At 53.3% G+C, this 22,421-nt stretch carries 19 protein-coding genes and 2 pseudogenes; 16 read left to right on the forward strand and 5 right to left on the reverse strand.

The genetic code is table 11. The annotated features are described in order from the left end of the window. Positions 1-56: 56 nt before the first annotated feature. Positions 57-392 (reverse strand): GlpM family protein, encoded by a 336-nt coding sequence (locus tag NA330_RS01520; protein ID WP_000524877.1) that lies wholly within the window; start codon positions 390-392, stop codon positions 57-59. A 126-nt stretch (positions 393-518) separates the two neighbouring features. Between NA330_RS01520 and rstA the strand changes: the two genes are divergently transcribed. From rstA to tus, 5 genes are all read left to right on the forward strand, one after another. Beyond that, the gene (gene rstA, locus NA330_RS01525) at positions 519-1,250 is read left to right on the forward strand and encodes a two-component system response regulator RstA (protein WP_001080048.1); all 732 of its coding nucleotides are present in this window, start codon (positions 519-521) and stop codon (positions 1,248-1,250) included. Between the two features lie 479 nt (positions 1,251-1,729). After that, a complete protein-coding gene (gene ompC / locus NA330_RS01530) occupies positions 1,730-2,872 on the forward strand; it encodes a porin OmpC (RefSeq protein ID WP_023241717.1) in 1,143 nt (380 codons plus the stop codon). A gap of 152 nt (positions 2,873-3,024) precedes the next feature. After that, a complete protein-coding gene (locus NA330_RS01535; RefSeq protein ID WP_072103185.1) occupies positions 3,025-4,731 on the forward strand; it encodes an amidohydrolase in 1,707 nt (568 codons plus the stop codon). Positions 4,732-4,841: 110 nt separating this feature from the next. After that, positions 4,842-6,143, forward strand: coding sequence for a two-component system sensor histidine kinase RstB (gene rstB / locus NA330_RS01540; protein WP_023241715.1), 1,302 nt, complete (start codon positions 4,842-4,844; stop codon positions 6,141-6,143). A gap of 75 nt (positions 6,144-6,218) precedes the next feature. Then, positions 6,219-7,148 carry a DNA replication terminus site-binding protein gene (gene tus / locus NA330_RS01545; protein ID WP_023241714.1) on the forward strand — a complete coding sequence of 310 codons (930 nt, stop codon included), beginning with the start codon at positions 6,219-6,221 and terminating at the stop codon, positions 7,146-7,148. Here tus and fumC read toward each other — a convergent pair. Both fumC and fumB read right to left on the reverse strand, forming a co-directional pair. Continuing rightward, positions 7,145-8,548 carry a class II fumarate hydratase gene (gene fumC, locus NA330_RS01550; RefSeq protein WP_001523824.1) on the reverse strand — a complete coding sequence of 468 codons (1,404 nt, stop codon included), beginning with the start codon at positions 8,546-8,548 and terminating at the stop codon, positions 7,145-7,147. The two genes, tus and fumC, sit on opposite strands and share 4 nt — an antisense overlap. A gap of 167 nt (positions 8,549-8,715) precedes the next feature. Then, entirely contained in the window at positions 8,716-10,362 is a 1,647-nt protein-coding gene (gene fumB, locus NA330_RS01555) for a class I fumarate hydratase (RefSeq protein WP_000066609.1), read from the reverse strand. A gap of 199 nt (positions 10,363-10,561) precedes the next feature. Between fumB and manA the strand changes: the two genes are divergently transcribed. Together manA and NA330_RS01565 are read left to right on the forward strand one after the other, a co-directional pair. Next, positions 10,562-11,737, forward strand: a complete 1,176-nt coding sequence (manA, locus tag NA330_RS01560) for a mannose-6-phosphate isomerase (protein WP_001170618.1) — start codon at positions 10,562-10,564, stop codon at positions 11,735-11,737. Positions 11,738-11,839: 102 nt separating this feature from the next. Next, positions 11,840-13,348: a YdgA family protein gene (locus NA330_RS01565; protein WP_031605361.1), complete on the forward strand. Its 1,509-nt coding sequence runs from the start codon at positions 11,840-11,842 to the stop codon at positions 13,346-13,348. Between the two features lie 57 nt (positions 13,349-13,405). Here the strand turns inward: NA330_RS01565 and malI are convergent. Then, positions 13,406-14,008: pseudogene (malI, locus tag NA330_RS01570) on the reverse strand (Mal regulon transcriptional regulator MalI); the annotation flags it as partial. Between the two features lie 18 nt (positions 14,009-14,026). On the opposite strand from malI, the pseudogene NA330_RS01575 reads away from it, so the two are divergent. Both NA330_RS01575 and add read left to right on the forward strand, forming a co-directional pair. Continuing rightward, positions 14,027-14,401 (forward strand): annotated as a pseudogene (locus NA330_RS01575) (aminotransferase class I/II-fold pyridoxal phosphate-dependent enzyme); the annotation flags it as partial. A 217-nt stretch (positions 14,402-14,618) separates the two neighbouring features. Continuing rightward, complete coding sequence (add, locus tag NA330_RS01580; RefSeq protein ID WP_023242045.1) at positions 14,619-15,620, forward strand: adenosine deaminase; 1,002 nt, start codon at positions 14,619-14,621, stop codon at positions 15,618-15,620. A gap of 73 nt (positions 15,621-15,693) precedes the next feature. Here the strand turns inward: add and NA330_RS01585 are convergent, their stop codons facing one another. After that, on the reverse strand, positions 15,694-16,734 hold the full coding sequence (locus NA330_RS01585; RefSeq protein ID WP_023242044.1) for an oxidoreductase: 1,041 nt from the start codon (positions 16,732-16,734) through the stop codon (positions 15,694-15,696). Between the two features lie 207 nt (positions 16,735-16,941). Here NA330_RS01585 and blr point away from each other — a divergent pair, with 207 nt between their 5' ends. The 7 genes from blr to rsxD all read left to right on the forward strand — a co-directional run bounded on the left by blr (position 16,942) and on the right by rsxD (position 22,418). Further along, positions 16,942-17,067, forward strand: coding sequence for a division septum protein Blr (blr, locus tag NA330_RS01590; RefSeq protein ID WP_001708800.1), 126 nt, complete (start codon positions 16,942-16,944; stop codon positions 17,065-17,067). Between the two features lie 297 nt (positions 17,068-17,364). Further along, on the forward strand, positions 17,365-17,580 hold the full coding sequence (gene ydgT / locus NA330_RS01595) for a transcription modulator YdgT (RefSeq protein ID WP_000217946.1): 216 nt from the start codon (positions 17,365-17,367) through the stop codon (positions 17,578-17,580). An 88-nt stretch (positions 17,581-17,668) separates the two neighbouring features. Further along, positions 17,669-18,109, forward strand: coding sequence for a DUF2569 domain-containing protein (locus NA330_RS01600; protein ID WP_000214061.1), 441 nt, complete (start codon positions 17,669-17,671; stop codon positions 18,107-18,109). Between the two features lie 76 nt (positions 18,110-18,185). Further along, entirely contained in the window at positions 18,186-18,767 is a 582-nt protein-coding gene (gene rsxA, locus NA330_RS01605) for an electron transport complex subunit RsxA (RefSeq protein ID WP_000133179.1), read from the forward strand. Further along, a complete protein-coding gene (gene rsxB, locus NA330_RS01610; protein ID WP_001092600.1) occupies positions 18,767-19,345 on the forward strand; it encodes an electron transport complex subunit RsxB in 579 nt (192 codons plus the stop codon). Before rsxA ends, rsxB begins: the two co-directional genes overlap by 1 nt. Beyond that, the gene (gene rsxC / locus NA330_RS01615; RefSeq protein WP_023242043.1) at positions 19,338-21,359 is read left to right on the forward strand and encodes an electron transport complex subunit RsxC; all 2,022 of its coding nucleotides are present in this window, start codon (positions 19,338-19,340) and stop codon (positions 21,357-21,359) included. The genes rsxB and rsxC overlap by 8 nt, the downstream gene beginning before the upstream one ends. After that, on the forward strand, positions 21,360-22,418 hold the full coding sequence (rsxD, locus tag NA330_RS01620; protein ID WP_023242042.1) for an electron transport complex subunit RsxD: 1,059 nt from the start codon (positions 21,360-21,362) through the stop codon (positions 22,416-22,418). Positions 22,419-22,421: the final 3 nt, after the last annotated feature.

A 22,421-nucleotide genomic window follows, 5' to 3' on the forward strand; every position in this document is an offset into this window, starting at 1 on the left:
ACCCCATCGTAATACATACGGATATTACGATGGGGAAACCACTGCCTTTGCCAATACTAATGCCATTTAATCCAGCAAAAAATCAGCAGCCACGCGCTTAGCCCCCAGCAGACCACCGCACCGCCAAGCGCGACGGGCAGGCGCATCACGCCGCTGAAATACCATAGCGTTGCAAGATAAATGAAATAAGGAATGATCGACCACATGCTAAAGACGATGGTGGTACGCATCGCGTCGATGCCCCGCTCGCTGGCCACGATATAGTGCGCGATAAGCGCAAACGTTGGAAACAGAGGAATTAATCCGGCGATATAATAATTTTTCGTTTTTGACAGCAGACCAATCAATACGACGACCAGCGCCCCCAGGGCAGCTTTAATCACGAGTCCCATTACCTTGCCTTAACACGCTAATAACAACAGCGTGTAGCATAACGGAACCGCTCTCGTTTAGAAAAGATTTATGGAAGGGAAAACAGAGGCGGTGTATGTTGGCGTTTTCTATTCTCCATTTATAATATGAACCGCATTGTATTTGTTGAAGACGACGCTGAAGTGGGTTCTCTCATTGCCGCTTATCTGGCGAAACATGATATTGATGTCATTGTTGAGCCGCGTGGTGACCGGGCGGAGGATCTTATCCTCACCACTCAGCCCGATCTGGTTTTACTGGATATTATGCTTCCAGGTAAAGATGGCATGACGATATGCCGCGATTTACGCCACCGCTGGCAAGGCCCGATTGTCCTGCTCACCTCGCTGGACAGTGATATGAATCATATTCTGGCGCTGGAGATGGGCGCCTGCGACTACATCCTCAAAACCACGCCTCCGGCCGTTTTGCTGGCGCGTCTGCGCTTACACCTGCGGCAAAGCGAACAAACGCAACAGGCAAAAAGTCTTCAGGAGAGCGCGCTTACGCCGCATAAAGCGCTGCGTTTTGGCGCGTTAACCATCGATCCCCTTAACCGGGCGGTCCAACTCAATGGCGATTTCATATCGCTCTCCACTGCCGATTTTGAATTGCTCTGGGAACTGGCGACACACGCCGGACAAATTATGGATCGCGACGCGTTGCTAAAAACGCTGCGCGGCGTCAATTATGATGGTCTGGATCGCAGCGTGGATGTGGCGATTTCCCGCCTGCGTAAGAAACTGCTGGATAGCGCTGCTGAGCCCTATCGTATAAAGACCATTCGCAATAAAGGCTATCTTTTTGCCCCTCATGCCTGGGACGAAACGACGGGATAAGTTAGCCGACAGATTTTACCTGCCTTTATTAAGTCATAGTGGCGATGCTCATCACCGCCACTGTTCAAAAAACAGACATTGTATACATGGATGCTATTTTTATTAGTCGGAACAGCCCCTTTATTACCGTTTTCTCTGCGTTGTGGTTCATCATTACGTCTTTTTCGCTCAAGAAAATTAAATTAAAAAAACTCGAAGCCAGTTCACAAAATTGATAACAGAATATCTGCCCGCCGCTATATTGCCATCTTTTTTCGCAAATTGTGAAATAAAACAAATCACAACCATGAATATATAATAACAAATATATTCACCATAAATATATGCGTTTCCGATAGTAACTTTTGTATTAATTAATAACATATAAGAAAAGTTAGCATTTGCTGAAATAATATTATTCAGATTAGGATGCCTTTGATTCAACGAATCTGTAGAAGTTCAATCTTTTGCAAATAAGTTAAGTTTTTAAGGATAAAAAAATGAAAAGAAAAGTATTGGCACTTGTCATCCCGGCTCTGCTGGCTGCTGGCGCGGCACACGCCGCTGAAGTTTATAACAAAGACGGCAATAAGCTGGACCTTTACGGGAAAGTAGACGGCCTGCACTATTTCTCTGACAATAGTGGCTCTGACGGCGACCAAACCTATGTTCGTTTCGGTTTTAAAGGCGAAACGCAGATTAACGACCAACTGACTGGTTACGGCCAGTGGGAATATAACGTTCAGGCTAACACTACCGAAGGCGAAGGCGCTAATTCCTGGACTCGTCTGGCATTCGCCGGCCTGAAATTCGGCGACTACGGCTCATTCGACTATGGTCGTAACTACGGCGTCCTGTACGACGTGGAAGGCTGGACCGATATGCTGCCTGAGTTCGGCGGCGACTCCTATACTTACGCTGACAACTACATGACCGGTCGTGCTAACGGCGTGGCCACCTACCGTAACACTGATTTCTTCGGTCTGGTAGACGGTCTGAGTTTTGCTCTACAATACCAGGGCAATAATGAAAATAGCGGTAACGGTAATGAAGGTACAAATAACCGTACTGATGATGACGATTTCCGTAGAGAAAACGGAGATGGTTTTGGTATTTCTACCACTTACGATTTTGGTATGGGCTTTAGCGCAGGTGCTGCTTACACAACATCTGACCGTACAAACGATCAGGTTTCGCGTGGCGAACAGTATGCAAAAGGCGATAAAGCAGATGCATGGACTGCTGGCTTGAAATATGATGCCAACAACATCTATTTAGCCACTATGTATTCTGAAACCCGGAATATGACGCCATATGGCTCTTTGGATTCTCATGCTCAGGGTGGTGTGGCTAATAAAACACAAAACTTTGAAGTTACTGCGCAGTACCAATTTGATTTCGGTTTACGTCCGGCAATTTCCTTCCTGATGTCTAAAGGTAAAGACCTTGTCAATAACGGCGTAAATGATGACAAAGATTTGGTCAAATATGCTGATGTCGGCGCCACCTACTATTTCAACAAAAACTTCTCCACCTATGTTGATTATAAAATCAACCTGCTGGATGACGACGATAACTTCTATGCAGATAACGGCATTAATACCGATGACGTTGTCGCGCTGGGTATGGTTTACCAGTTCTAATTATTCATTAATTCTTCTCAAGCCCGCCGTTTCGGCGGGCTTTTCTTTTTTTATCACCACCGTTCTAAAAACAGAACGCACTGTTCCCTGGGCACAGATTGAACAATTCTTGTTCGCTCTCTATGGTTTGCTTATCGCCCGACAAAAGGAACATGCTAATGATCAGTCTCGTCCCGCCTCTGCTTTCCAGAACCGCGCTTCTCTTTCTGCTCACGGCCACAGGCGCAGCCACCGCCGCCCGCCCGGCAGCGGATATTATTTTGCATAACGGTAATATCATCACTCTGAATGATGCCCAGCCGCAGGCCAGCGCGCTGGCGATTTCCGGCTCGCGGATTGTGGCGATTGGCGATGATACGGCGACAAATGAATGGCGCGGCAACCATACCCGTACCATCGATTTACAGGGTAAAACCGTGATACCCGGCCTGACCGATACCCACATTCATGCCATTCGCGGCGGACAAACCTGGACATTCGAAACCTACTGGTACGACAGCCCTTCGCTTAAAGACGCGCTGGATAAATTACGCGCCGACGCTAACCGTCGTCCCCACGATCAATGGGTAGCCGTAGTGGGATCGTGGATACCGGCGCAATTTGCAGAAAACCGGGCGCCGACGGTAGCCGAACTGAGCCACGCCCTTCCCGATCATCCGGCTTATATTCAGTATCTTTACGACTATGCGTTAGTGAATCAGCGCGGTATAGACGTACTTGGCCTTAACAACACCCCTCCTCCTGATTTAGCGGGAATCCGCGTAGAGCGCGACGCAAAAGGTAGCGCCACGGGGAAATTATTTGGTGACATCGCCGCGTTCAATCAGCTTTTTGCCAGCATAAGTCGTAACGCCGATCGCGAGGGCGGTCTGCGGCAATTTTTCGCTGATATGAACGCTCGCGGCGTGACCGGCATCATTGACCCCTCTGCCGGGCCTGCCGCCGCTTATGAGCCTTTATTTGCAATGCGAAACCAAGGGGATTTACCGCTGCGCGTGGGGTATCGCATTCCGGTACAGCCGGAAGCGAAAGGTCATGAAGCGCAGTGGTTCAGCAACCTGATGGCCTTTCGCCCGGCGCGTGCCGATGACGGGCAACTGGCTTTTCTTGGCCTGGGGGAAAGCCTGGTGGCCGGAATGAATGACGGCGTGCGGATGGCCCCAGGATTTTCTTCCTCAGAGCAGGACAAAACCGCGCTTCGCCAGGTCGCGACGCTTGCGGCAAAACGGGGAATACCGCTTGAGATCCACGCCTATACCGATGACAGCGCCGACGCGATATTGACGATTTTTGAGCAGGTAGCGCAGCAGTACGATCTGCACCCTCTCCGCTGGTCTATTGCGCACCTGAATACCGGTTCGCCACAGACGCTTGAGCGAATGCGTAAGCTGGGCCTGGCATACACTGTGCAAATGGGGCCTTACTTTGAGGGGCTTGCCATCCGTGACGCCAACCCACCCGGCGCGACGGACAATTCGCCGCCGGTTCGACTGGCGCTGGATAAAGGACTTGTGGTAGCTGGCGGCACCGATTCGACGCGTATTGGCATTGCCGGTGTCTGGCACGCTATCGAATATCATATCACCGGTATAGCGTCAGGCGGTTCCGTGCGTAAACCCGCCAGCGAGCGGCTCACGCGTCTGGAAGCGCTAGCGTTATATACACGTCATGCCGCCTGGCTCGCCTTTGCCGAACAACACCGGGGCCAGCTTAGCGTCGGAAAACAGGCCGATCTGGCGGTACTCAATCAGCCATTTATGACGATGCCGGAAGACAGAATTGATACCATTCGCGCTGTTTTGACGCTTGTCGATGGGCGCATTGTTCACGAAAGTCCGGATCTTAACGCCGGACAATGAGGTTGTCAGTTGACGCAAAGCCTGCTTTTATAACCCACCAGCGGCGCTGACGGGAAATCTTTTCCGTCAGCGCGCGATAGAGCTAATGTATTGAGATCCGGTGGGCGTTGATGAAAAAGCTGTTTGTGCAGTTTTACCTTTTGCTGTTCGTCTGTTTTCTGGTCATGACCTTATTGGTCGGACTGGTGTACAAATTCACCGCCGAACGCGCGGGCAGGCAATCGCTCGACGATCTGATGAAAAGTTCGCTCTATCTGATGCGCAGCGAACTGCGGGAAATTCCGCCGCGTGAATGGGGGAAAACGTTAAAAGAGATGGACCTGAACCTCTCTTTCGATTTACGCGTTGAACCGTTAAATCACTATAAGCTTGATGCCGCCACCACGCAGCGACTGCGTGAAGGCGATATTGTCGCGCTTGACGATCAATACACCTTTATTCAGCGTATCCCGCGCAGCCATTACGTCCTGGCGGTTGGCCCGGTTCCCTATCTCTATTTCCTGCATCAAATGCGACTGCTGGATATCGCCTTAATGGCGCTCATTGCCTTTTCTCTCGCCTTTCCTGTGTTTATCTGGATGCGCCCGCACTGGCAAGAAATGCTCAGGCTCGAATCCGCCGCGCAGCGCTTTGGCGAGGGTCATTTGACTGAACGCCTGCACTTCGATAATGGCTCCAGTTTCGAACGTCTGGGCGTCGCGTTCAACCAGATGGCGGATAACATTAATGCCCTGATCGCCAGTAAAAAACAGCTGATTGACGGTATCGCCCATGAGCTTCGCACGCCGCTGGTACGTTTACGCTATCGGCTTGAAATGAGTGAAAATCTGACACCGCCGGAATCACAGGCGCTCAATCGCGATATTGGTCAACTGGAAGCGCTGATTGAAGAACTGCTCACCTATGCGCGCCTTGACCGACCACAAAATGAACTGATGTTGACCGAACCAGACCTCCCCGCCTGGTTGCTCGCGCATTTGCAGGATGTGCAGAGCGTGACCCCGGAACGTGCCGTAAACCTTGTCACATGTGTAATCGGCGATTATGGCGCGCTTGATATGCGGTTAATGTCGCGAGTGCTGGATAACCTGCTGAATAATGCGTTGCGCTACAGTCATACCACCGTTCAGGTCAGTCTGTTACTCGACGGCAGTCAGGCAACGTTGATAGTCGAAGATGATGGCCCCGGCATTGAAGCGGATGCGCGTGAGCGCATATTTGAACCTTTTGTCAGACTCGACCCCAGTAGAGACCGGGCGACAGGCGGCTGCGGGCTTGGACTCGCCATCGTACACTCTATCGCCCTGGCGATGGGCGGTAGCGTCGTCTGTGACGAGAGCGAACTGGGCGGCGCAAAATTTAGCTTTCACTGGCCGGTCTGGCACGCGATGCCCGACATGACCGCTGCCTGACGTATTTTGCACGCTGGTTGAGCGGCGGGAACTGTGCTATACAGATAGTATGTTGTAACTAAAGTGAGTGATACCATGTCCCGCTACGATCTCGTTGAACGCCTGAATGGCACTTTTCGCCAGATAGAACAACACCTGGCGGCGCTGACGGATAATCTACAGCAGCATTCGCTACTTATCGCCCGTGTCTTTTCACTGCCGCAGGTGACCAAAGAGGCGGAACATGCGCCGCTGGATACTATCGAGGTAACGCAACATCTGGGGAAAGAGGCCGAAACGCTGGCGCTACGTCACTATCGCCATTTGTTTATTCAACAGCAGTCCGAAAACCGCAGCAGTAAAGCCGCCGTCCGCCTGCCTGGCGTCTTATGCTATCAAGTGGATAATGCGACACAGTTAGATCTGGAAAATCAGGTACAGCACATTAACCAGTTGAAAACCACCTTCGAGCAGATGGTTACGGTAGAGTCCGGTCTTCCCTCAGCGGCGCGTTTTGAGTGGGTGCATCGGCATCTACCCGGCTTAATTACGCTGAACGCTTACCGCACGCTGACGCTTATCAATAACCCCGCCACCATACGTTTCGGCTGGGCAAATAAACATATTATTAAAAATTTAAGCCGGGATGAGGTTCTGAGCCAGTTGAAAAAAAGCCTCGCGTCGCCGCGCAGCGTCCCGCCGTGGACGCGCGAACAATGGCAATTCAAGCTGGAACGGGAATATCAGGATATCGCTGCCTTACCGCAGCAGGCCCGACTCAAGATTAAGCGTCCGGTTAAAGTACAGCCGATCGCCCGCATCTGGTATAAAGGCCAGCAGAAACAGGTGCAACACGCCTGCCCCACGCCGATTATCGCATTAATCAACACGGACAACGGCGCAGGCGTGCCGGATATTGGCGGGCTGGAAAACTATGACGCCGATAATATTCAGCACCGTTTTAAACCACAGGCGCAACCGCTGCGACTGATTATTCCGCGACTGCACCTGTATGTGGCGGATTAACGTCCCGGCGTCATACTGCCAACCATTAACTCCGGACGTACCCAGGCGTCGAACTCCTCGACGCTAAGGTATCCTAATGCCACGGCTGAGGCTTTGAGCGTCAGCCCTTCTTTATGCGCCTTCTTCGCAATCTCCGCCGCTTTATCGTAACCGATGTGCGTATTCAGCGCAGTGACCAGCATCAGCGACTCATTCAGCAACTGCGTAATACGCTCGCGGTTTGGCTCGATTCCTGACGCACAGTGTTTATTAAAACTCTCCATGCCATCGGCCAGCAGGCGCACCGTTTGCAGAAAATTATGAATAACCATCGGACGATAGACGTTGAGCTCAAAGTTGCCCGATGCGCCCCCCATATTGATGGCCACATCGTTACCCATCACCTGGCAACATAGCATCGTTACCGCTTCACACTGGGTCGGATTCACTTTACCAGGCATAATGGAACTGCCTGGCTCATTCTCCGGGATAGCAATCTCGCCAATGCCGCAGCGCGGGCCGGACGCCAGCCAGCGAACATCGTTGGCGATTTTCATCAGCGAGGCCGCCAGTCCTTTTAATGCGCCATGCGCCTGTACCAACGCGTCACAGGTCGCCAGCGCTTCGAATTTATTCGGGGCGGTAACAAACGGCGCTGCGGTAATCGTCGCCAGTTCCTCGGCCACGCGCCGGGCATATTCCGGGTGGGTATTAAGCCCTGTCCCTACTGCGGTTCCGCCGAGCGCCAGTTCCGCGACGTGCGGTAAACTGTGCTCAATATGCCTGAGGTTATGTTCCAGCATGGCTACCCAACCGGAAATCTCCTGGCCTAAGGTGAGCGGCGTCGCGTCCTGCAGGTGAGTACGGCCAATTTTGACAATATCGGCGAAAGCGTGGGATTTATCGCGAAGCGTATCCGTTAATGCGGATAATTGCGGGATGAGGTGTTCGCGTAACGCCAGTAACGCCGCCACATGCATGGCGGTTGGGAACACATCGTTTGAGCTTTGACTCTTATTGACGTCATCATTGGGATGCACCTTGCGCTCCATACCGCGAACGCCGCCCAAAATTTCACTGGCGCGGTTCGCTAACACCTCATTCATATTCATGTTGCTTTGCGTACCGGACCCGGTCTGCCAAATCGCCAGCGGAAACTCATCAGCATGTTTTCCCGCCAGCACTTCATCAGCCGCCTGGATAATCGCGCTAGCTTTTTCCGCCGCCAACAACCCTAAGTCCTGGTTGACCTTCGCAGCGGCGCGCTTGGTCAACGCCAGAGCGTGAATGAGCGAGACGGGCATTTTCTCCGTGGAAATCCGAAAATGTTCCAGCGAACGTTGAGTCTGCGCCCCCCACAGTTTATCTGCCGGGACTTCAATCGCGCCCATTGAATCTTTCTCGCGGCGTACCGTTACCATTACCTGCTCCTTACTCAAGTTGATGAGATCATGTGTCGACATTGCTCACATGTTTGCGGTCTTATGAGTATTAACGATAACAACACAACGGTGTAGACCGGATAAGGCGCTTGCGCCGTTCTCCGGCAAAATAGCGAATCATGTTACCGCCCCGCAGGGCGGCGACATTACTTAACGCAGCGCGCACACTGCGATGACTGAATCTGCTGGAAGAAATCGTTGCCTTTATCATCCACCAGAATAAAGGCCGGAAAATCCTCCACTTCAATTTTCCAGATAGCCTCCATACCCAGTTCAGGATATTCCACGCACTCCAGGCGCTTGATACTACCCTGCGCCAGAACGGCTGCCGGGCCGCCGATACTGCCCAGGTAGAAGCCGCCATGTTTCTTACAGGCATCGGTCACCTGCTGGCTGCGGTTGCCTTTCGCCAGCATGATCATACTGCCGCCCTGCGACTGGAGCTGATCAACATAAGAGTCCATTCGTCCTGCAGTAGTCGGCCCAAGCGACCCGGAGGCATACCCTTCCGGCGTTTTTGCCGGCCCCGCATAATAGATAGGATGATCTTTGATGTACTGCGGCAAACCTTCGCCTCTGTCCATCCGTTCTTTCAGTTTAGCGTGCGCGATGTCGCGGCCCACAATAATCGTGCCGTTCAGCGACAGGCGCGTTGATACCGGATACTGCGACAGTTGTTGCAGTATCTCGCTCATGGGACGGTTAAGATCAACGCGCACCGCCTCGCCCTCTCCCGCCTGGCGCAGCGCCTCTGGAATATATTTACCGGGATTGCGCTCCAGCTTCTCGATCCAGATCCCTTCCCGGTTGATCTTCGCTTTAATGTTTCGATCCGCGGAGCAGGACACGCCCATACCTACCGGACACGATGCCCCGTGACGCGGCAATCGGATGACACGAATATCGTGAGCGAAATATTTGCCGCCGAACTGCGCGCCTAAGCCAAGATTTTGCGCCTCAAGCAACAATTCTTTTTCCAGTTCAATATCGCGGAAGGCCTGCCCGTGTTCATTGCCTTCGGTCGGTAGCGCATCATAGTATTTTGCCGAGGCCAGCTTAACGGTCTTCAGGTTCGCTTCCGCCGAGGTGCCGCCAATGACAAACGCGATGTGATACGGCGGACAGGCGGCGGTGCCCAGCGTACGCATCTTATCGACGAGATAATTTTTGAGCTTACCCGGCGTCAGAAGCGCTTTTGTCTCCTGATAGAGGTAGGTTTTATTCGCCGATCCGCCGCCTTTAGCGATACAGAGGAATTTATATTCATCGCCATCGACGCTGTAGAGATCGATCTGCGCCGGCAGGTTAGTACCGGTATTGACCTCTTTGTACATATCCAGCGCCGCGTTTTGCGAATAGCGCAGGTTATCTTCGATATAGGTGTTATATACGCCGCGAGCCAGCGCCGCTTCATCACCTCCGCCAGTCCAGACGCGTTGGCCTTTTTTGCCGACAATAATGGCCGTACCGGTATCCTGGCAGGTGGGCAACACGCCCTTGGCCGCGATATCGGAGTTTCGCAGGAATTGCAGCGCGACATATTTGTCGTTTTCACTGGCCTGCGGATCGCGCAGAATATCCGCCACCTGCTGCTGATGCGCGGGACGTAACATAAAAGACGCATCGTGGAAGGCCTGACGCGCCAACAACGTTAGCGCTTCCGGCGCGACTTTCAGGATCTCTTGTCCTTCGAATTCGGCGACGGAAACATGTTCGCTGGTCAACAAATAGTACTCGGTATCGTCCTTTTTGAGGGGAAAAGGGTCTTGATAAAAGAAGGGTTTGTTTGACATTGTGCTCTCACTTACCGCTCGGTATGGTTATTCTCTGGGCAGGTGTTCCATTGCCCGACTCAAAGCGAGTAACACTATCCTACACAATTTTTTAACAAAAACTGAGACAAGTACGACTTTTTACGCCCGGAGGTTACTTCATGCGGGTTTCTTGGTTTAATACCTCCCATTGATCTCCACATTGAAACAGGGCTTGATAATGCAAAAACTCATTAACTCAGTGCAAAACTATGCCTGGGGAAGTAAAACTGCGTTAACGGAACTTTATGGCATCGCCAATCCGCAGCAGCAGCCAATGGCTGAACTCTGGATGGGCGCGCATCCCAAAAGCAGCTCGCGAATCACCACCGCCAACGGCGAAACCGTCTCCCTGCGTGACGCCATCGAAAAGAATAAAACCGCCATGCTGGGCGAAGCGGTAGCCAACCGTTTCGGCGAACTGCCGTTTCTGTTTAAAGTACTGTGCGCCGCGCAGCCGCTCTCTATTCAGGTGCACCCGAATAAGCGCAATTCCGAAATCGGTTTCGCGAAAGAAAATGCGGCGGGTATCCCCATGGATGCCGCAGAGCGGAACTATAAAGATCCTAACCATAAACCAGAGCTGGTTTTTGCCCTGACGCCTTTCCTGGCGATGAACGCGTTCCGCGAATTTTCTGACATTGTCTCTTTACTGCAACCTATCGCCGGCGCGCATTCCGCTATCGCCCACTTTTTGCAGGCGCCGAATGCTGAACGTCTGAGCCAGCTTTTCGCCAGCCTGTTGAATATGCAAGGCGAAGAAAAATCCCGCGCGTTAGCCGTACTCAAAGCGGCGCTTAACAGCCAGCAAGGCGAACCGTGGCAAACGATCCGCGTGATTTCAGAGTATTATCCTGACGACAGCGGGCTTTTCTCTCCTTTGTTGCTGAATGTGGTCAAACTGAATCCCGGCGAGGCGATGTTCCTGTTTGCCGAAACGCCTCATGCTTATCTGCAGGGCGTTGCGCTGGAAGTCATGGCGAACTCCGATAACGTTCTGCGCGCTGGCCTTACGCCAAAATATATCGACATCCCTGAGCTGGTCGCGAACGTGAAGTTCGAACCTAAGCCTGCTGGCGAGTTACTGACTGCCCCGGTAAAAAGCGGCGCGGAGCTGGACTTCCCAATTCCGGTTGACGATTTTGCTTTTTCACTGCACGACCTGGCGCTTCAGGAGACGAGCATCGGCCAACACAGCGCCGCGATTCTGTTCTGCGTTGAGGGTGAGGCGGTGTTACGTAAAGATGAACAGCGTCTGGTACTGAAGCCGGGTGAATCGGCCTTTATCGGCGCGGATGAGTCTCCGGTTAACGCCAGCGGCACGGGCCGTTTAGCGCGTGTTTATAACAAGCTGTAGCAACGTACTGAATTTTTTAACAACTCTTGCTAAGCTTATAATAGACGTAAAACTCCTCCAGGCGGTTTAATCCGCCTGGTTTCATTTTTATGGACAATTGATATGAAAAAAACACTGGTAGCTGCAGGTGTAGTAATTGCACTTGGCATCGTCTGGACAGGCGGCGCCTGGTATACGGGGAAAAAGCTGGAGAACCATCTTGCAGAAATGGTGACTCAGGCCAATGAACAGCTCAAGCGTACTGCGCCGGAGGCCGGTGTCGAATTAAGTTATCAAAACTACCAGCGTGGCGTGTTCAGTAGCCATCTGCAACTGGTTGTCAAACCGGTTGCCGGCGCAGACACTACCTGGTTGAAGCCCGGGCAAAGCATTGTGCTGGACGAGTCCGTTTCACATGGCCCCTTCCCGCTCGCCCAGCTCAAAACGCTCAATCTGATCCCTTCTATGGCGTCGGTAAAAACCACCCTGGTGAATAACGATGCGGCAAAACCCCTCTTTGATATCGCGAAAGGCGACACGCCCTTTGTTATCAATACCCGCATTGGTTATGGCGGCGATACCCGCTCCGATATCTCTCTCAAGCCGTTAAACTACGAGAATGCCGGTGAAAAGGTCGCCTTTAGCGGCGGCGAGTTCCAGCTTAACGCCGATAAAGACGGTAATGTGGTTTCGCTGTCAGGCGAAGCGCAGAGCGGCCTGGTCGATGCCGTTAACGAATATAATCAGAAGGTCCAACTCACCTTTAATAATTTGAAAACCGACGGTACCAGTAAACTGGCAAGCTTTGGCGAACGTGTGGGCGACCAAAAGTTAACGCTGGATAAACTGTCCATCGCCATTGAGGGTAAAGAGATGGCGGTGCTGGAAGGGATGGAAATTACCGGCAAGTCCGATCTCGTCAACGACGGAAAAACCATTAACAGCCAGTTGGATTACTCGCTTAACAGCCTGAAAGTGCAGAATCAGGATTTGGGCAGCGGTAAATTAACGCTGAAAGTCGGCCAAATCGACGGCGAAGCCTGGCACCAGTTTAGTCAGCAATATCATGCGCAAACGCAGGCGCTGCTGAATCAGCCGGACGTGGCGCAGAATCCTGAGCTTTATCAGCAAAAAGTCACTGAAGCGTTCTTTAGCGCTCTCCCCGTGCTGTTAAAAGGCGATCCGGTACTGACTCTGGCGCCGCTTAGCTGGAAAAACGCCAAAGGGGAAACCACGCTGAATCTGTCGCTGTTCCTCAAAGATCCGGCAACCACAACGGCACAACCGCAAACGCTGGCGCAGGAAGTCGACCGCTCCGTGAAATCGCTGGATGCGAAACTGGCAATTCCAATGGACATGGCGGTCGAGTTTATGACGCAGATAGCAAAACTGGAAGGCTATCAGCAGGATGATGCGGAAAAACTGGCAAAACAGCAGGTGCAGGGGCTGTCCGCAATGGGTCAGATGTTCCGACTGACAACGCTGAAGGATAATACTATCGCCTCCAGTTTGCAGTACGCCAATGGCCAGATCACGCTCAACGGACAAAAAATGCCGTTGGAAGACTTTGTCGGCCTGTTTGGGATGCCGGCGCTTTCCGTTCCGGACGTTCCGGCGCTGCCTCAACAATAATCGCCTTGCCGGGTGTCGCGATGCTGCACCCGGCCTGCGCCGAACGACGCGCAGCCTCTACTTTTGCGTTACCAGGCGAGCGGCTATCGTTTGACTCCGCACATGGTGCTCGTCGTGAGCAATACGCTGCAATATTCGTTCGGCCAGGGTATAGCCTATTTCTCGCGCCGGCGTACTGGCCCAGATAATCGGCAGGTCGTCGAGGGCGTTCTCCGCCACATCAGCAAACGCCGCCAGCGACACCTGCTGCTCGAAATAACGATCGACACCGCTCTCGCCACTCTGTCGTCCGGCTCTCAGCAGGCCAAACCACGCCCCCATCGCAATGGTTTCGTTGTAACAAACGACAGCGCTAATGGTCGGATTGTATCGCAACAGCGCGGTAATGCTTTCTGCTGCCTGTTTCTGACTGGAAGCGCATTCCACGACCCACTCGCTGTGAAACGGTAGACCGTATTTTAACAACGTCGCGCAATAGCCGCCCACGCGCTCCGCACGGGTTAAAGATGCGCTTTGTCCTCCCAGCCAGGCGATGCGCTGATGGCCCTGACGAATAAGGTACTCCGTCAGGAGCTGCGCCGCCTGCATGTTGTCAGGCCGAACGGTATCCGCATCATCAAGATAGCTGGCGCGTGACGCAAACACGACCGGAATTCCTTGTGCGTCGGCCTGCGCTCTTCTTCGCCAGCGGTGCTCTCGCTTACGGCGCATATTGCCGCGTATCAGCACGGCGCGCCGTGGCTGGATGCGTTACGCGCCTCGCTGGCGGCTAATATGCGCTATATTGAGCAGGCGCTGAATGGCGCCTTTCCGACGTTGAACTGGCAAGCGCCGCCATCGACCTATCTGGCCTGGATTGATCTCCGTTCACTCGGCATTGACGATCAAAAATTACAGCACACTCTCATTCATCAGGAGAAAGTCGCCATTATGCCCGGCGATACCTATGGCGCAGAGGGCCGGGGATTTGTGCGTCTGAATGCCGGATGCCCTCGCCTGAAACTTGAAAAAGGCGTCAACGGATTGATTAACGCTATCCGCACCGTTCGCTGATACTGTCTACAAGCGGGGGGCTGACCCTTTATCCTAAGATGCGATAACAGAGACGGCCCCCGTGAGCTGACCGGGGGCGCGTTAAAGAGGATGATACAAAATTTCTTCCGCGCTCTCGCGATGTTGCAACGTAATGGCTCCGTTTTTGCAAAATTTCCAGAGCATTATCAATCTGTAGTATAATGGTGCGCACTTTTATTAAAAATTGAGTGCGCCCATGATTGATATTACGCTTCCTTTGACTGACATCCACCGCCACCTTGATGGCAACATTCGCGCCCAAACAATTCTGGATCTTGGTCGGCAGTTCAACATCGCCCTTCCCGCCCAAACGCTGGAAACGCTGATTCCGCATGTCCAGGTCACCTCAACCGAACCCGATTTAGTGAGCTTTCTCACGAAGCTCGATTGGGGGGTAAAAGTCCTGGCATCGCTTGACGCCTGCCGCCGTGTGGCCTTTGAAAATATTGAAGATGCCGCACGTAACGGCCTGCATTACGTCGAGCTTCGCTTTTCGCCCGGCTATATGGCGATGGCGCATCAGTTACCGATCGCAGGCGTGGTTGAAGCCGTTATCGACGGCGTACGCGACGGCTGTAACACGTTTGGCGTCGAGGCGCGACTCATTGGCATTATGAGCCGTACCTTCGGCGAGTCGGCATGTTTACAGGAGCTTGATGCGCTGCTGGCGCACAGAGAGAAAATCACCGCGCTGGATTTAGCCGGTGATGAGCTGGGCTTTCCCGGCAGTCTGTTTTTGTCACACTTTAATCGGGCGCGCGATGCGGGCTGGCATATTACCGTTCACGCAGGCGAAGCCGCAGGGCCGGAAAGTATCTGGCAGGCGATTCGCGAACTGGGGGCCGAACGTATCGGACATGGCGTAAAAGCTGTCGAAGATCGCGCGTTAATGGATTTTCTTGCACAGCAGCGTATCGGTATTGAATCCTGTCTGACCTCGAATATTCAGACCAGTACCGTCGCATCGCTGGCAGATCATCCGCTCAAAACCTTCCTTGAGCATGGCGTTCTCGCCAGTCTTAATACGGACGATCCGGCTGTTCAGGGCGTAGATATTATCCATGAATATCACGTCGCCGCGCCAGCGGCAGGATTGAGCCGCGAACAGATTCGCCAGGCGCAGATTAACGGTCTGGAAATCGCCTTTCTGAGCGATGGCGAAAAACGTGCGCTGCGCGAAAAAGTGGCCGCGGCGTAAGATTGCTTTATTGACACTAACTCTCTTCTCCGCCTGCGGTTTAATGCTATCCCAGGCGGAGAAATGCGACATCTCAGGCAAGACACAGCGTCGCGCGATGTTTTGCCGATTCCATGCCCAGTTCAATCAACTCCATAATTTGAATCGCCTGGCTTGCCGGCACGGGATTTTCACCGTTACCGTTTAACGCATCGCGGATAGCGGCATAATATGCCGGATAGTTACCCGGCAACGTAAGCCAGTTCTCTTCTTTGCGCGTCTCTCCCTCAACCAGGGTCAATACGCCGTCACGCATGTCGTATCCCCAGTCTTCCTGCGGTAAACGCTCGCCGTTTTTTAACCGTTCTTCCTGGGGATCGAGGCCATATTTTACATAGCTACCGCGCGAACCATGAACGATGTATCGCGCGGATTCCGCCGCGGCCAGCATCGTACCGTGCAAAATCACGCGGCGCTGGGGGTAGGATAAAATCGCGTGGAAATAATCTGTAGATTGCGCGCCCGGACGCAGCTGCGCTAAATCCACCGTCATGCTGACCGGCAGGCCAAAAAGTTGAATGGCCTGATCCAACAAGTGCGGCGCCAGATCGTACCATATACCACTTCCCGGCCCGCCTTGTTCGCGCCAGCGGTCGCGCACCTGGGGACGGAAGCGATCAAAGTGGGATTCAAACAAGGACACCTCGCCGAGCACGCCATCCGCCAGCAAGGCTTTCAGCGTCAAAAAATCGCTGTCCCAGCGTCGGTTGTGGAAGACGGAAAGTACCCGGCCAGTGCTCCGCGCAAGCGCATCCAATTCTCGCGCCTGTGACAGTGTCACGGTAAAGGGTTTATCAACCACCACATGCTTACCGGCTTCCAGCGCAGCTTTCGCCAGCGGGAAATGGGTATCGTTGGGCGTCGGGATCACGATCAGGTCGATATGCGGATCGTTAAATAAATGTCGGGGCTCAGAGACCACGGAAACCGCTGGCCAGTCTGCTTTCACTTTTGTTTCATCGCTGCTGGATACCGCCACAAGCTCTAGCCCTGGCGTTCCCATAATTAAGGGCGCATGAAAGGTTTTACTGGCGTAGCCATAACCGATTAACCCAACGCGGATTTTGTCATTCATCTCACTGCCTCCGGTTTTAGATATCGCTATTCCACACCATCGTGCGATTAGCCGCAATAGCGTCCTGACCATCAACGTAGCATCAAATGATTAACTTGTTACAGAACAGAGGCTGAAAACGTTTCCCTCCCTCTTGCCGACCGTTCGCCAGGAAAGTAACATTTACCCCCTGTGTTTATGGATAAATCAAAGCAAATGTCGTCAATAATGAATCGTCTTATTGAATTAACTGGGTGGATAGTTCTCGTTATCTCAGTCATTCTTTTAGGTATTGCCAACCATATTGACAATTACCAACCACCAGAGCCCACGGCTTCCGTTCAGAAGAAGTAAGCGTCAGATAATGTAAAGGCATTTTCGCGTGGTACGGTAAGCGGCGCCCCGGGGGGTGCAAAGAAAAGTCAAAAACCGGCAAAAAAAACGAAATATGTCCTATCTGGTCTGACGTTTATTGCCTGTTGTAGGAAAGCGCGTTAACCTTTCGCCCCAGGCGCCCTGTGGCGCCTGACTCTTTACCGGTAAGAATATTCCCTTTTTACCTGCACCCCTGACCTCTCACTGGTGCGGTTTTGTTTATTTTTTATCAGTGACTACTCCGTTGGCATTATATTTAATATGGATCAACTTTATATGACTGTTCAGGATTATCTATTAAAATTCCGCAAAATTAGTTCGCTCGAAAGTCTGGAAAAACTGTTCGACCACCTTAACTATACCCTTACTGATGACATGGACATTGTTAATATGTATCGCGCTGCAGATCACCGCCGTGCCGAACTGGTTTCCGGAGGACGCCTGTTTGATGTAGGTCAGGTCCCGCAATCCGTCTGGCGCTATGTGCAATAAAGAGAGTAGCGTTTAACATCAAAAACCTTATAATATTTGCCCCAAAATGAGCGGCATGACCGTTAATGCGCGTAACCCCGGAGAAGATATGACTACAACACCGCCACAACGAATTGGAGGCTGGCTTCTTGGCCCGTTAGCCTGGCTGTTAGTCGCGTTGTTGAGCGCCTCGCTGGCGTTATTACTCTACGTTATGGCGCTTGCCACACCGCAAACGTTCAAGACGCTTAGCGGACAGGAAACCGGTAATTTACTGCTATGGGGCATTTCATTTATTACCGCTATCGCCATGTGGTACTATACCCTGTGGTTGACGATCGCATTCTTCAAGCGCAGACGCTGCGTGCCGAAGCATTACATTATCTGGCTGCTGGTGTCGGTGTTACTGGCGGTTAAAGCATTTGCCTTTTCGCCCGTCTCAGATGCCTTTGCCGTGCGTCAGTTACTCTTCCCACTGTTGGCGACGGCGCTCATTGTGCCTTATCTCAAACGTTCAGCGCGCGTTAAAACAACGTTTGTTAATCCGTAATAACCCTACAGTTAACCTGTTGTCGCCTGTGGTAGTTTGACAGATAATAGGCGGCTTTTTTATTTCAGGCCGAAACATGACTGATTACCTGCTGCTCTTTGTCGGAACTGTACTGGTCAATAACTTTGTACTGGTCAAATTCCTGGGCCTTTGTCCCTTTATGGGCGTATCCAAAAAACTGGAAACCGCCATGGGGATGGGCCTCGCGACGACCTTTGTCATGACGCTGGCGTCGATATGCGCCTGGCTTATCGACACCTGGATACTTATTCCGCTGGATCTGATTTATCTGCGGACGCTGGCCTTTATCCTCGTCATTGCTGTGGTCGTGCAATTTACCGAAATGGTTGTACGGAAAACCAGCCCGGCGTTATACCGCTTGTTAGGCATCTTCTTACCACTGATTACCACTAACTGTGCGGTTCTGGGCGTAGCGTTACTGAATATTAATCTCGGTCATCACTTTCTTCAGTCGGCGCTGTACGGATTTTCCGCCGCCGTCGGTTTTTCATTAGTGATGGTTCTGTTTGCCGCCATCCGCGAACGCCTTGCCGTGGCGGATGTGCCCGCCCCTTTTCGTGGTAACGCGATAGCATTGATTACCGCAGGGTTAATGTCTTTGGCCTTTATGGGCTTTAGTGGTTTGGTGAAGTTGTAATGAATACTATCTGGATTGCCGTTGGCGCCCTGACCCTTCTGGGCCTGGTGTTCGGCGCCATTCTGGGTTATGCCTCCCGCCGATTCGCGGTTGAAGATGATCCGGTTGTTGAAAAAATCGATGCGATTTTGCCGCAGAGCCAGTGTGGTCAGTGCGGCTATCCCGGCTGTCGCCCCTACGCCGAAGCCGTGGGTCTGCAGGGCGAGAAAATCAATCGTTGCGCGCCCGGCGGCGAAGCCGTCATGCTGAAAATGGCAGAGCTGCTAAACGTAGAGCCGCAACCATGCGATGGTGAAGAACAGCAGGCCGCGCCAGTACGTATGCTGGCAGTTATTGATGAAAATAACTGCATTGGCTGCACAAAATGCATTCAGGCCTGCCCGGTTGACGCCATCGTTGGCGCAACGCGCGCCATGCACACGGTCATGAGCGATCTCTGTACTGGCTGTAATCTGTGCGTCGATCCGTGTCCGACGCACTGCATCGAATTACGTCCGGTGAATGAGACGCCCGACAGTTGGAAATGGGATTTGAACACCATTCCCGTTCGCATCATTCCCGTGGAACAACATGCTTAAACTATTTTCCGCTTTCAGAAAAGATAAAATCTGGGATTTCGACGGTGGTATTCATCCGCCCGAAATGAAGGCCCAGTCAAACGGCACGCCGCTGCGCCAGGTGCCTTTAGCGCCGCGCTTTGTTATCCCTTTAAAACAGCACATTGGCGCTGAGGGCGAGCTGTGCGTTAGCGTCGGCGATCGCGTGCTACGCGGCCAGGCGCTTACCCGTGGACGTGGGAGAATGCTGCCGGTACACGCGCCCACCTCCGGGACGGTTATCGCTATTACCCCCCACTCGACGGCGCATCCTTCGGCGCTGGCGGAGTTAAGCGTCATCATTGATGCCGACGGCGAGGACCGCTGGATTGAGCGTGATGGCTGGTCTGATTACCGCGCCCACAGCCGTGAAGCGCTCATTGAACGCATTCATCAGTATGGCGTTGCCGGGCTTGGCGGCGCAGGGTTTCCCACCGGCGTTAAATTGCAGGGCGGCGGCGATAAAATCACCACGCTTATTATCAATGCCGCAGAGTGCGAACCTTACATTACGGCGGACGATCGTCTGATGCAGGACTGCGCCGCGCAGATTGTGGAAGGTATTCGCATCCTGGCGCATATTCTGCAACCGCGTGAGGTATTAATCGGCATTGAAGATAACAAACCGCAGGCTATTTCCATGCTGCGCGCCGTACTGGCTGACGCTCACGATATTTCGTTACGTGTGATCCCAACCAAATACCCTTCCGGCGGCGCAAAACAGCTTACCCAAATACTGACGGGAAAACAGGTTCCCCACGGCGGGCGCTCCTCTGATATTGGCGTGCTGATGCAAAACGTCGGTACGGCTTATGCCGTTAAACGCGCCGTGATTGACGGCGAACCGATCACAGAACGCGTCGTCACCTTAACGGGTGAAGCGGTAAGCCGCCCGGGTAACGTCTGGGCGCGGCTCGGCACTCCCGTTCGTCATTTGCTTAACGATGCCGGGTTCTGCCCTTCTGCTGACCAGATGGTCATCATGGGCGGCCCGTTGATGGGATTCACCCTTCCCTGGCTTGACGTACCGGTCGTAAAAATCACCAACTGCCTGCTGGCGCCATCCGTGACTGAAATGGGAGCGCCTCAGGAAGAGAAAAGCTGTATTCGTTGCAGCGCTTGCGCTGACGCTTGCCCTGCCGACCTTTTACCGCAGCAGCTTTATTGGTTCAGCAAAGGGCAGCAGCATGACAAGGCTACCGCTCACCATATTGCTGATTGTATAGAATGCGGCGCCTGCGCCTGGGTCTGCCCCAGTAATATTCCGCTCGTCCAATATTTCCGTCAGGAAAAAGCGGAGATTAATGCGATCAGGCTTGAAGAAAAACGCGCCGCCGAAGCCAAAGCGCGTTTTGAGGCTCGTCAGGCAAGACTGGAGCGCGAAAAAGCCGCCCGCCTTGCACGTCATAAGAGCGCAGCGGTACAACCAGCGGCAAAAGATCAGGATGCCATTGCCGCTGCGCTGGCGCGGGTAAAAGAGAAACAGGCGCAGGCCACGCAACCGGTGGTTATTCAGGCGGGTAGTCTGCCAGACAATAGCGCCGTCATCGCGGCCCGTGAAGCGCGTAAAGCGCAAGCGCGCGCTAAACAAGCCGCTCATCCGGTGGCTGACAGCGCGATATCCGGCGGCGACCCGCGTAAAGCCGCAGTGGAGGCGGCCATCGCCCGCGCCAAAGCCCGCAAACAGGAGCAGCAGGCCGGAAGCGAACCTGCCGAACCGGCCGACCCACGTAAAGCCGCGGTGGAGGCGGCTATCGCCCGCGCCAAAGCCCGCAAACAGGAGCAGCAGGCCGGAAGCGAACCTGCCGAACCGGCCGACCCGCGTAAAGCCGCGGTGGAAGCGGCTATCGCCCGCGCCAAAGCCCGTAAGCAGGAGCAGCAGGCCGGAAGCGAACCTGCCGAACCGGTCGATCCGCGTAAAGCCGCTGTTGCTGCGGCGATCGCCCGCGTTCAGGCAAAAAAAGCAGCACAGCAGCAGGTTGTTAACGAGGATTAAATGGTATTCAGAATCGCAAGCTCGCCTTATACCCATAACCAGCGCCAGACATCGCGAATCATGTTGCTGGTAGTAATCGCCGCTCTGCCGGGGATTGCCGCGCAGACGTGGTTTTTTGGTTGGGGAACGCTTTTCCAGATCGTTCTGGCTGCTATCACGGCGCTCGGCGCGGAAGCCATTGTCCTCAGGCTGCGCAAACAATCGGTCGCCAGTCACCTGCAGGATTATTCCGCGTTATTGACGGGGCTTTTGCTGGCGGTCAGCATCCCTCCGCTCGCGCCCTGGTGGATGGTCGTGCTGGGAACCGGATTCGCCATTATTATCGCTAAACAGTTATATGGCGGGCTGGGACAAAACCCCTTTAATCCGGCCATGATCGGTTACGTGGTGCTATTAATTTCCTTTCCGGTGCAAATGACAAGCTGGTTGCCGCCTTATGAAATAGCCGCAACAACGCCCGATATGCTGGACACGTTGCGGATGATTTTTACCGGGCATACCGCCAGCGGCGGCGATATGACGCTGCTACGTATCGGTATTGACGGTATCAGCCAGGCGACGCCGCTGGATACGTTTAAAACGTCCTTGCGCGCCGGGCACTCCGTTGAGCAAATCATGCAGTACCCGATATACAGCGGCGCGCTGGCTGGCGTGGGCTGGCAGTGGGTTAACCTCGCCTGGCTTGTCGGCGGCGTATTCCTGCTGTGGCAAAAAGCCATCCGCTGGCATATCCCGGTCAGTTTTCTGCTGACGCTGGCGCTATGCGCCGCGTTAGGTTGGCTTTTCTCGCCCGCTACGCTGGCCTCGCCGCAGCTTCATCTGCTGTCAGGCGCCACCATGCTGGGCGCATTTTTTATCTTAACGGATCCGGTTACCGCCTCCACGACCAACCGTGGACGTTTAATTTTCGGCGCGCTGGCTGGGGTATTAGTGTGGCTGATTCGTAGCTTCGGTGGCTATCCGGACGGCGTTGCTTTTGCTGTCCTGTTGGCAAATATCACGGTTCCTCTGATCGACTACTACACGCGCCCCCGCGTCTATGGACATCGCAAAGGATAAACC

It is taken from the genome of Salmonella sp. NW722, from assembly GCF_051702785.1.
Lineage (GTDB): Bacteria > Pseudomonadota > Gammaproteobacteria > Enterobacterales > Enterobacteriaceae > Salmonella > Salmonella enterica.

Coding starts and splice junctions, on each gene's coding strand:
- tus (WP_023241714.1), top strand. CDS start 6,219: ATGTCCCGCTACGATCTCGTTGAACGCCTGAATGGCACTTTTCGCCAG.
- ydgT (WP_000217946.1), top strand. CDS start 17,365: ATGACTGTTCAGGATTATCTATTAAAATTCCGCAAAATTAGTTCGCTC.
- ompC (WP_023241717.1), top strand. CDS start 1,730: ATGAAAAGAAAAGTATTGGCACTTGTCATCCCGGCTCTGCTGGCTGCT.
- add (WP_023242045.1), top strand. CDS start 14,619: ATGATTGATATTACGCTTCCTTTGACTGACATCCACCGCCACCTTGAT.
- NA330_RS01600 (WP_000214061.1), top strand. CDS start 17,669: ATGACTACAACACCGCCACAACGAATTGGAGGCTGGCTTCTTGGCCCG.
- rsxD (WP_023242042.1), top strand. CDS start 21,360: ATGGTATTCAGAATCGCAAGCTCGCCTTATACCCATAACCAGCGCCAG.
- rstB (WP_023241715.1), top strand. CDS start 4,842: ATGAAAAAGCTGTTTGTGCAGTTTTACCTTTTGCTGTTCGTCTGTTTT.
- fumC (WP_001523824.1), bottom strand. CDS start 8,548: ATGGTAACGGTACGCCGCGAGAAAGATTCAATGGGCGCGATTGAAGTC.
- rsxA (WP_000133179.1), top strand. CDS start 18,186: ATGACTGATTACCTGCTGCTCTTTGTCGGAACTGTACTGGTCAATAAC.
- NA330_RS01535 (WP_072103185.1), top strand. CDS start 3,025: ATGCTAATGATCAGTCTCGTCCCGCCTCTGCTTTCCAGAACCGCGCTT.
- NA330_RS01520 (WP_000524877.1), bottom strand. CDS start 392: ATGGGACTCGTGATTAAAGCTGCCCTGGGGGCGCTGGTCGTCGTATTG.
- rstA (WP_001080048.1), top strand. CDS start 519: ATGAACCGCATTGTATTTGTTGAAGACGACGCTGAAGTGGGTTCTCTC.
- manA (WP_001170618.1), top strand. CDS start 10,562: ATGCAAAAACTCATTAACTCAGTGCAAAACTATGCCTGGGGAAGTAAA.
- blr (WP_001708800.1), top strand. CDS start 16,942: ATGAATCGTCTTATTGAATTAACTGGGTGGATAGTTCTCGTTATCTCA.
- rsxB (WP_001092600.1), top strand. CDS start 18,767: ATGAATACTATCTGGATTGCCGTTGGCGCCCTGACCCTTCTGGGCCTG.
- rsxC (WP_023242043.1), top strand. CDS start 19,338: ATGCTTAAACTATTTTCCGCTTTCAGAAAAGATAAAATCTGGGATTTC.
- NA330_RS01565 (WP_031605361.1), top strand. CDS start 11,840: ATGAAAAAAACACTGGTAGCTGCAGGTGTAGTAATTGCACTTGGCATC.
- fumB (WP_000066609.1), bottom strand. CDS start 10,362: ATGTCAAACAAACCCTTCTTTTATCAAGACCCTTTTCCCCTCAAAAAG.
- NA330_RS01585 (WP_023242044.1), bottom strand. CDS start 16,734: ATGAATGACAAAATCCGCGTTGGGTTAATCGGTTATGGCTACGCCAGT.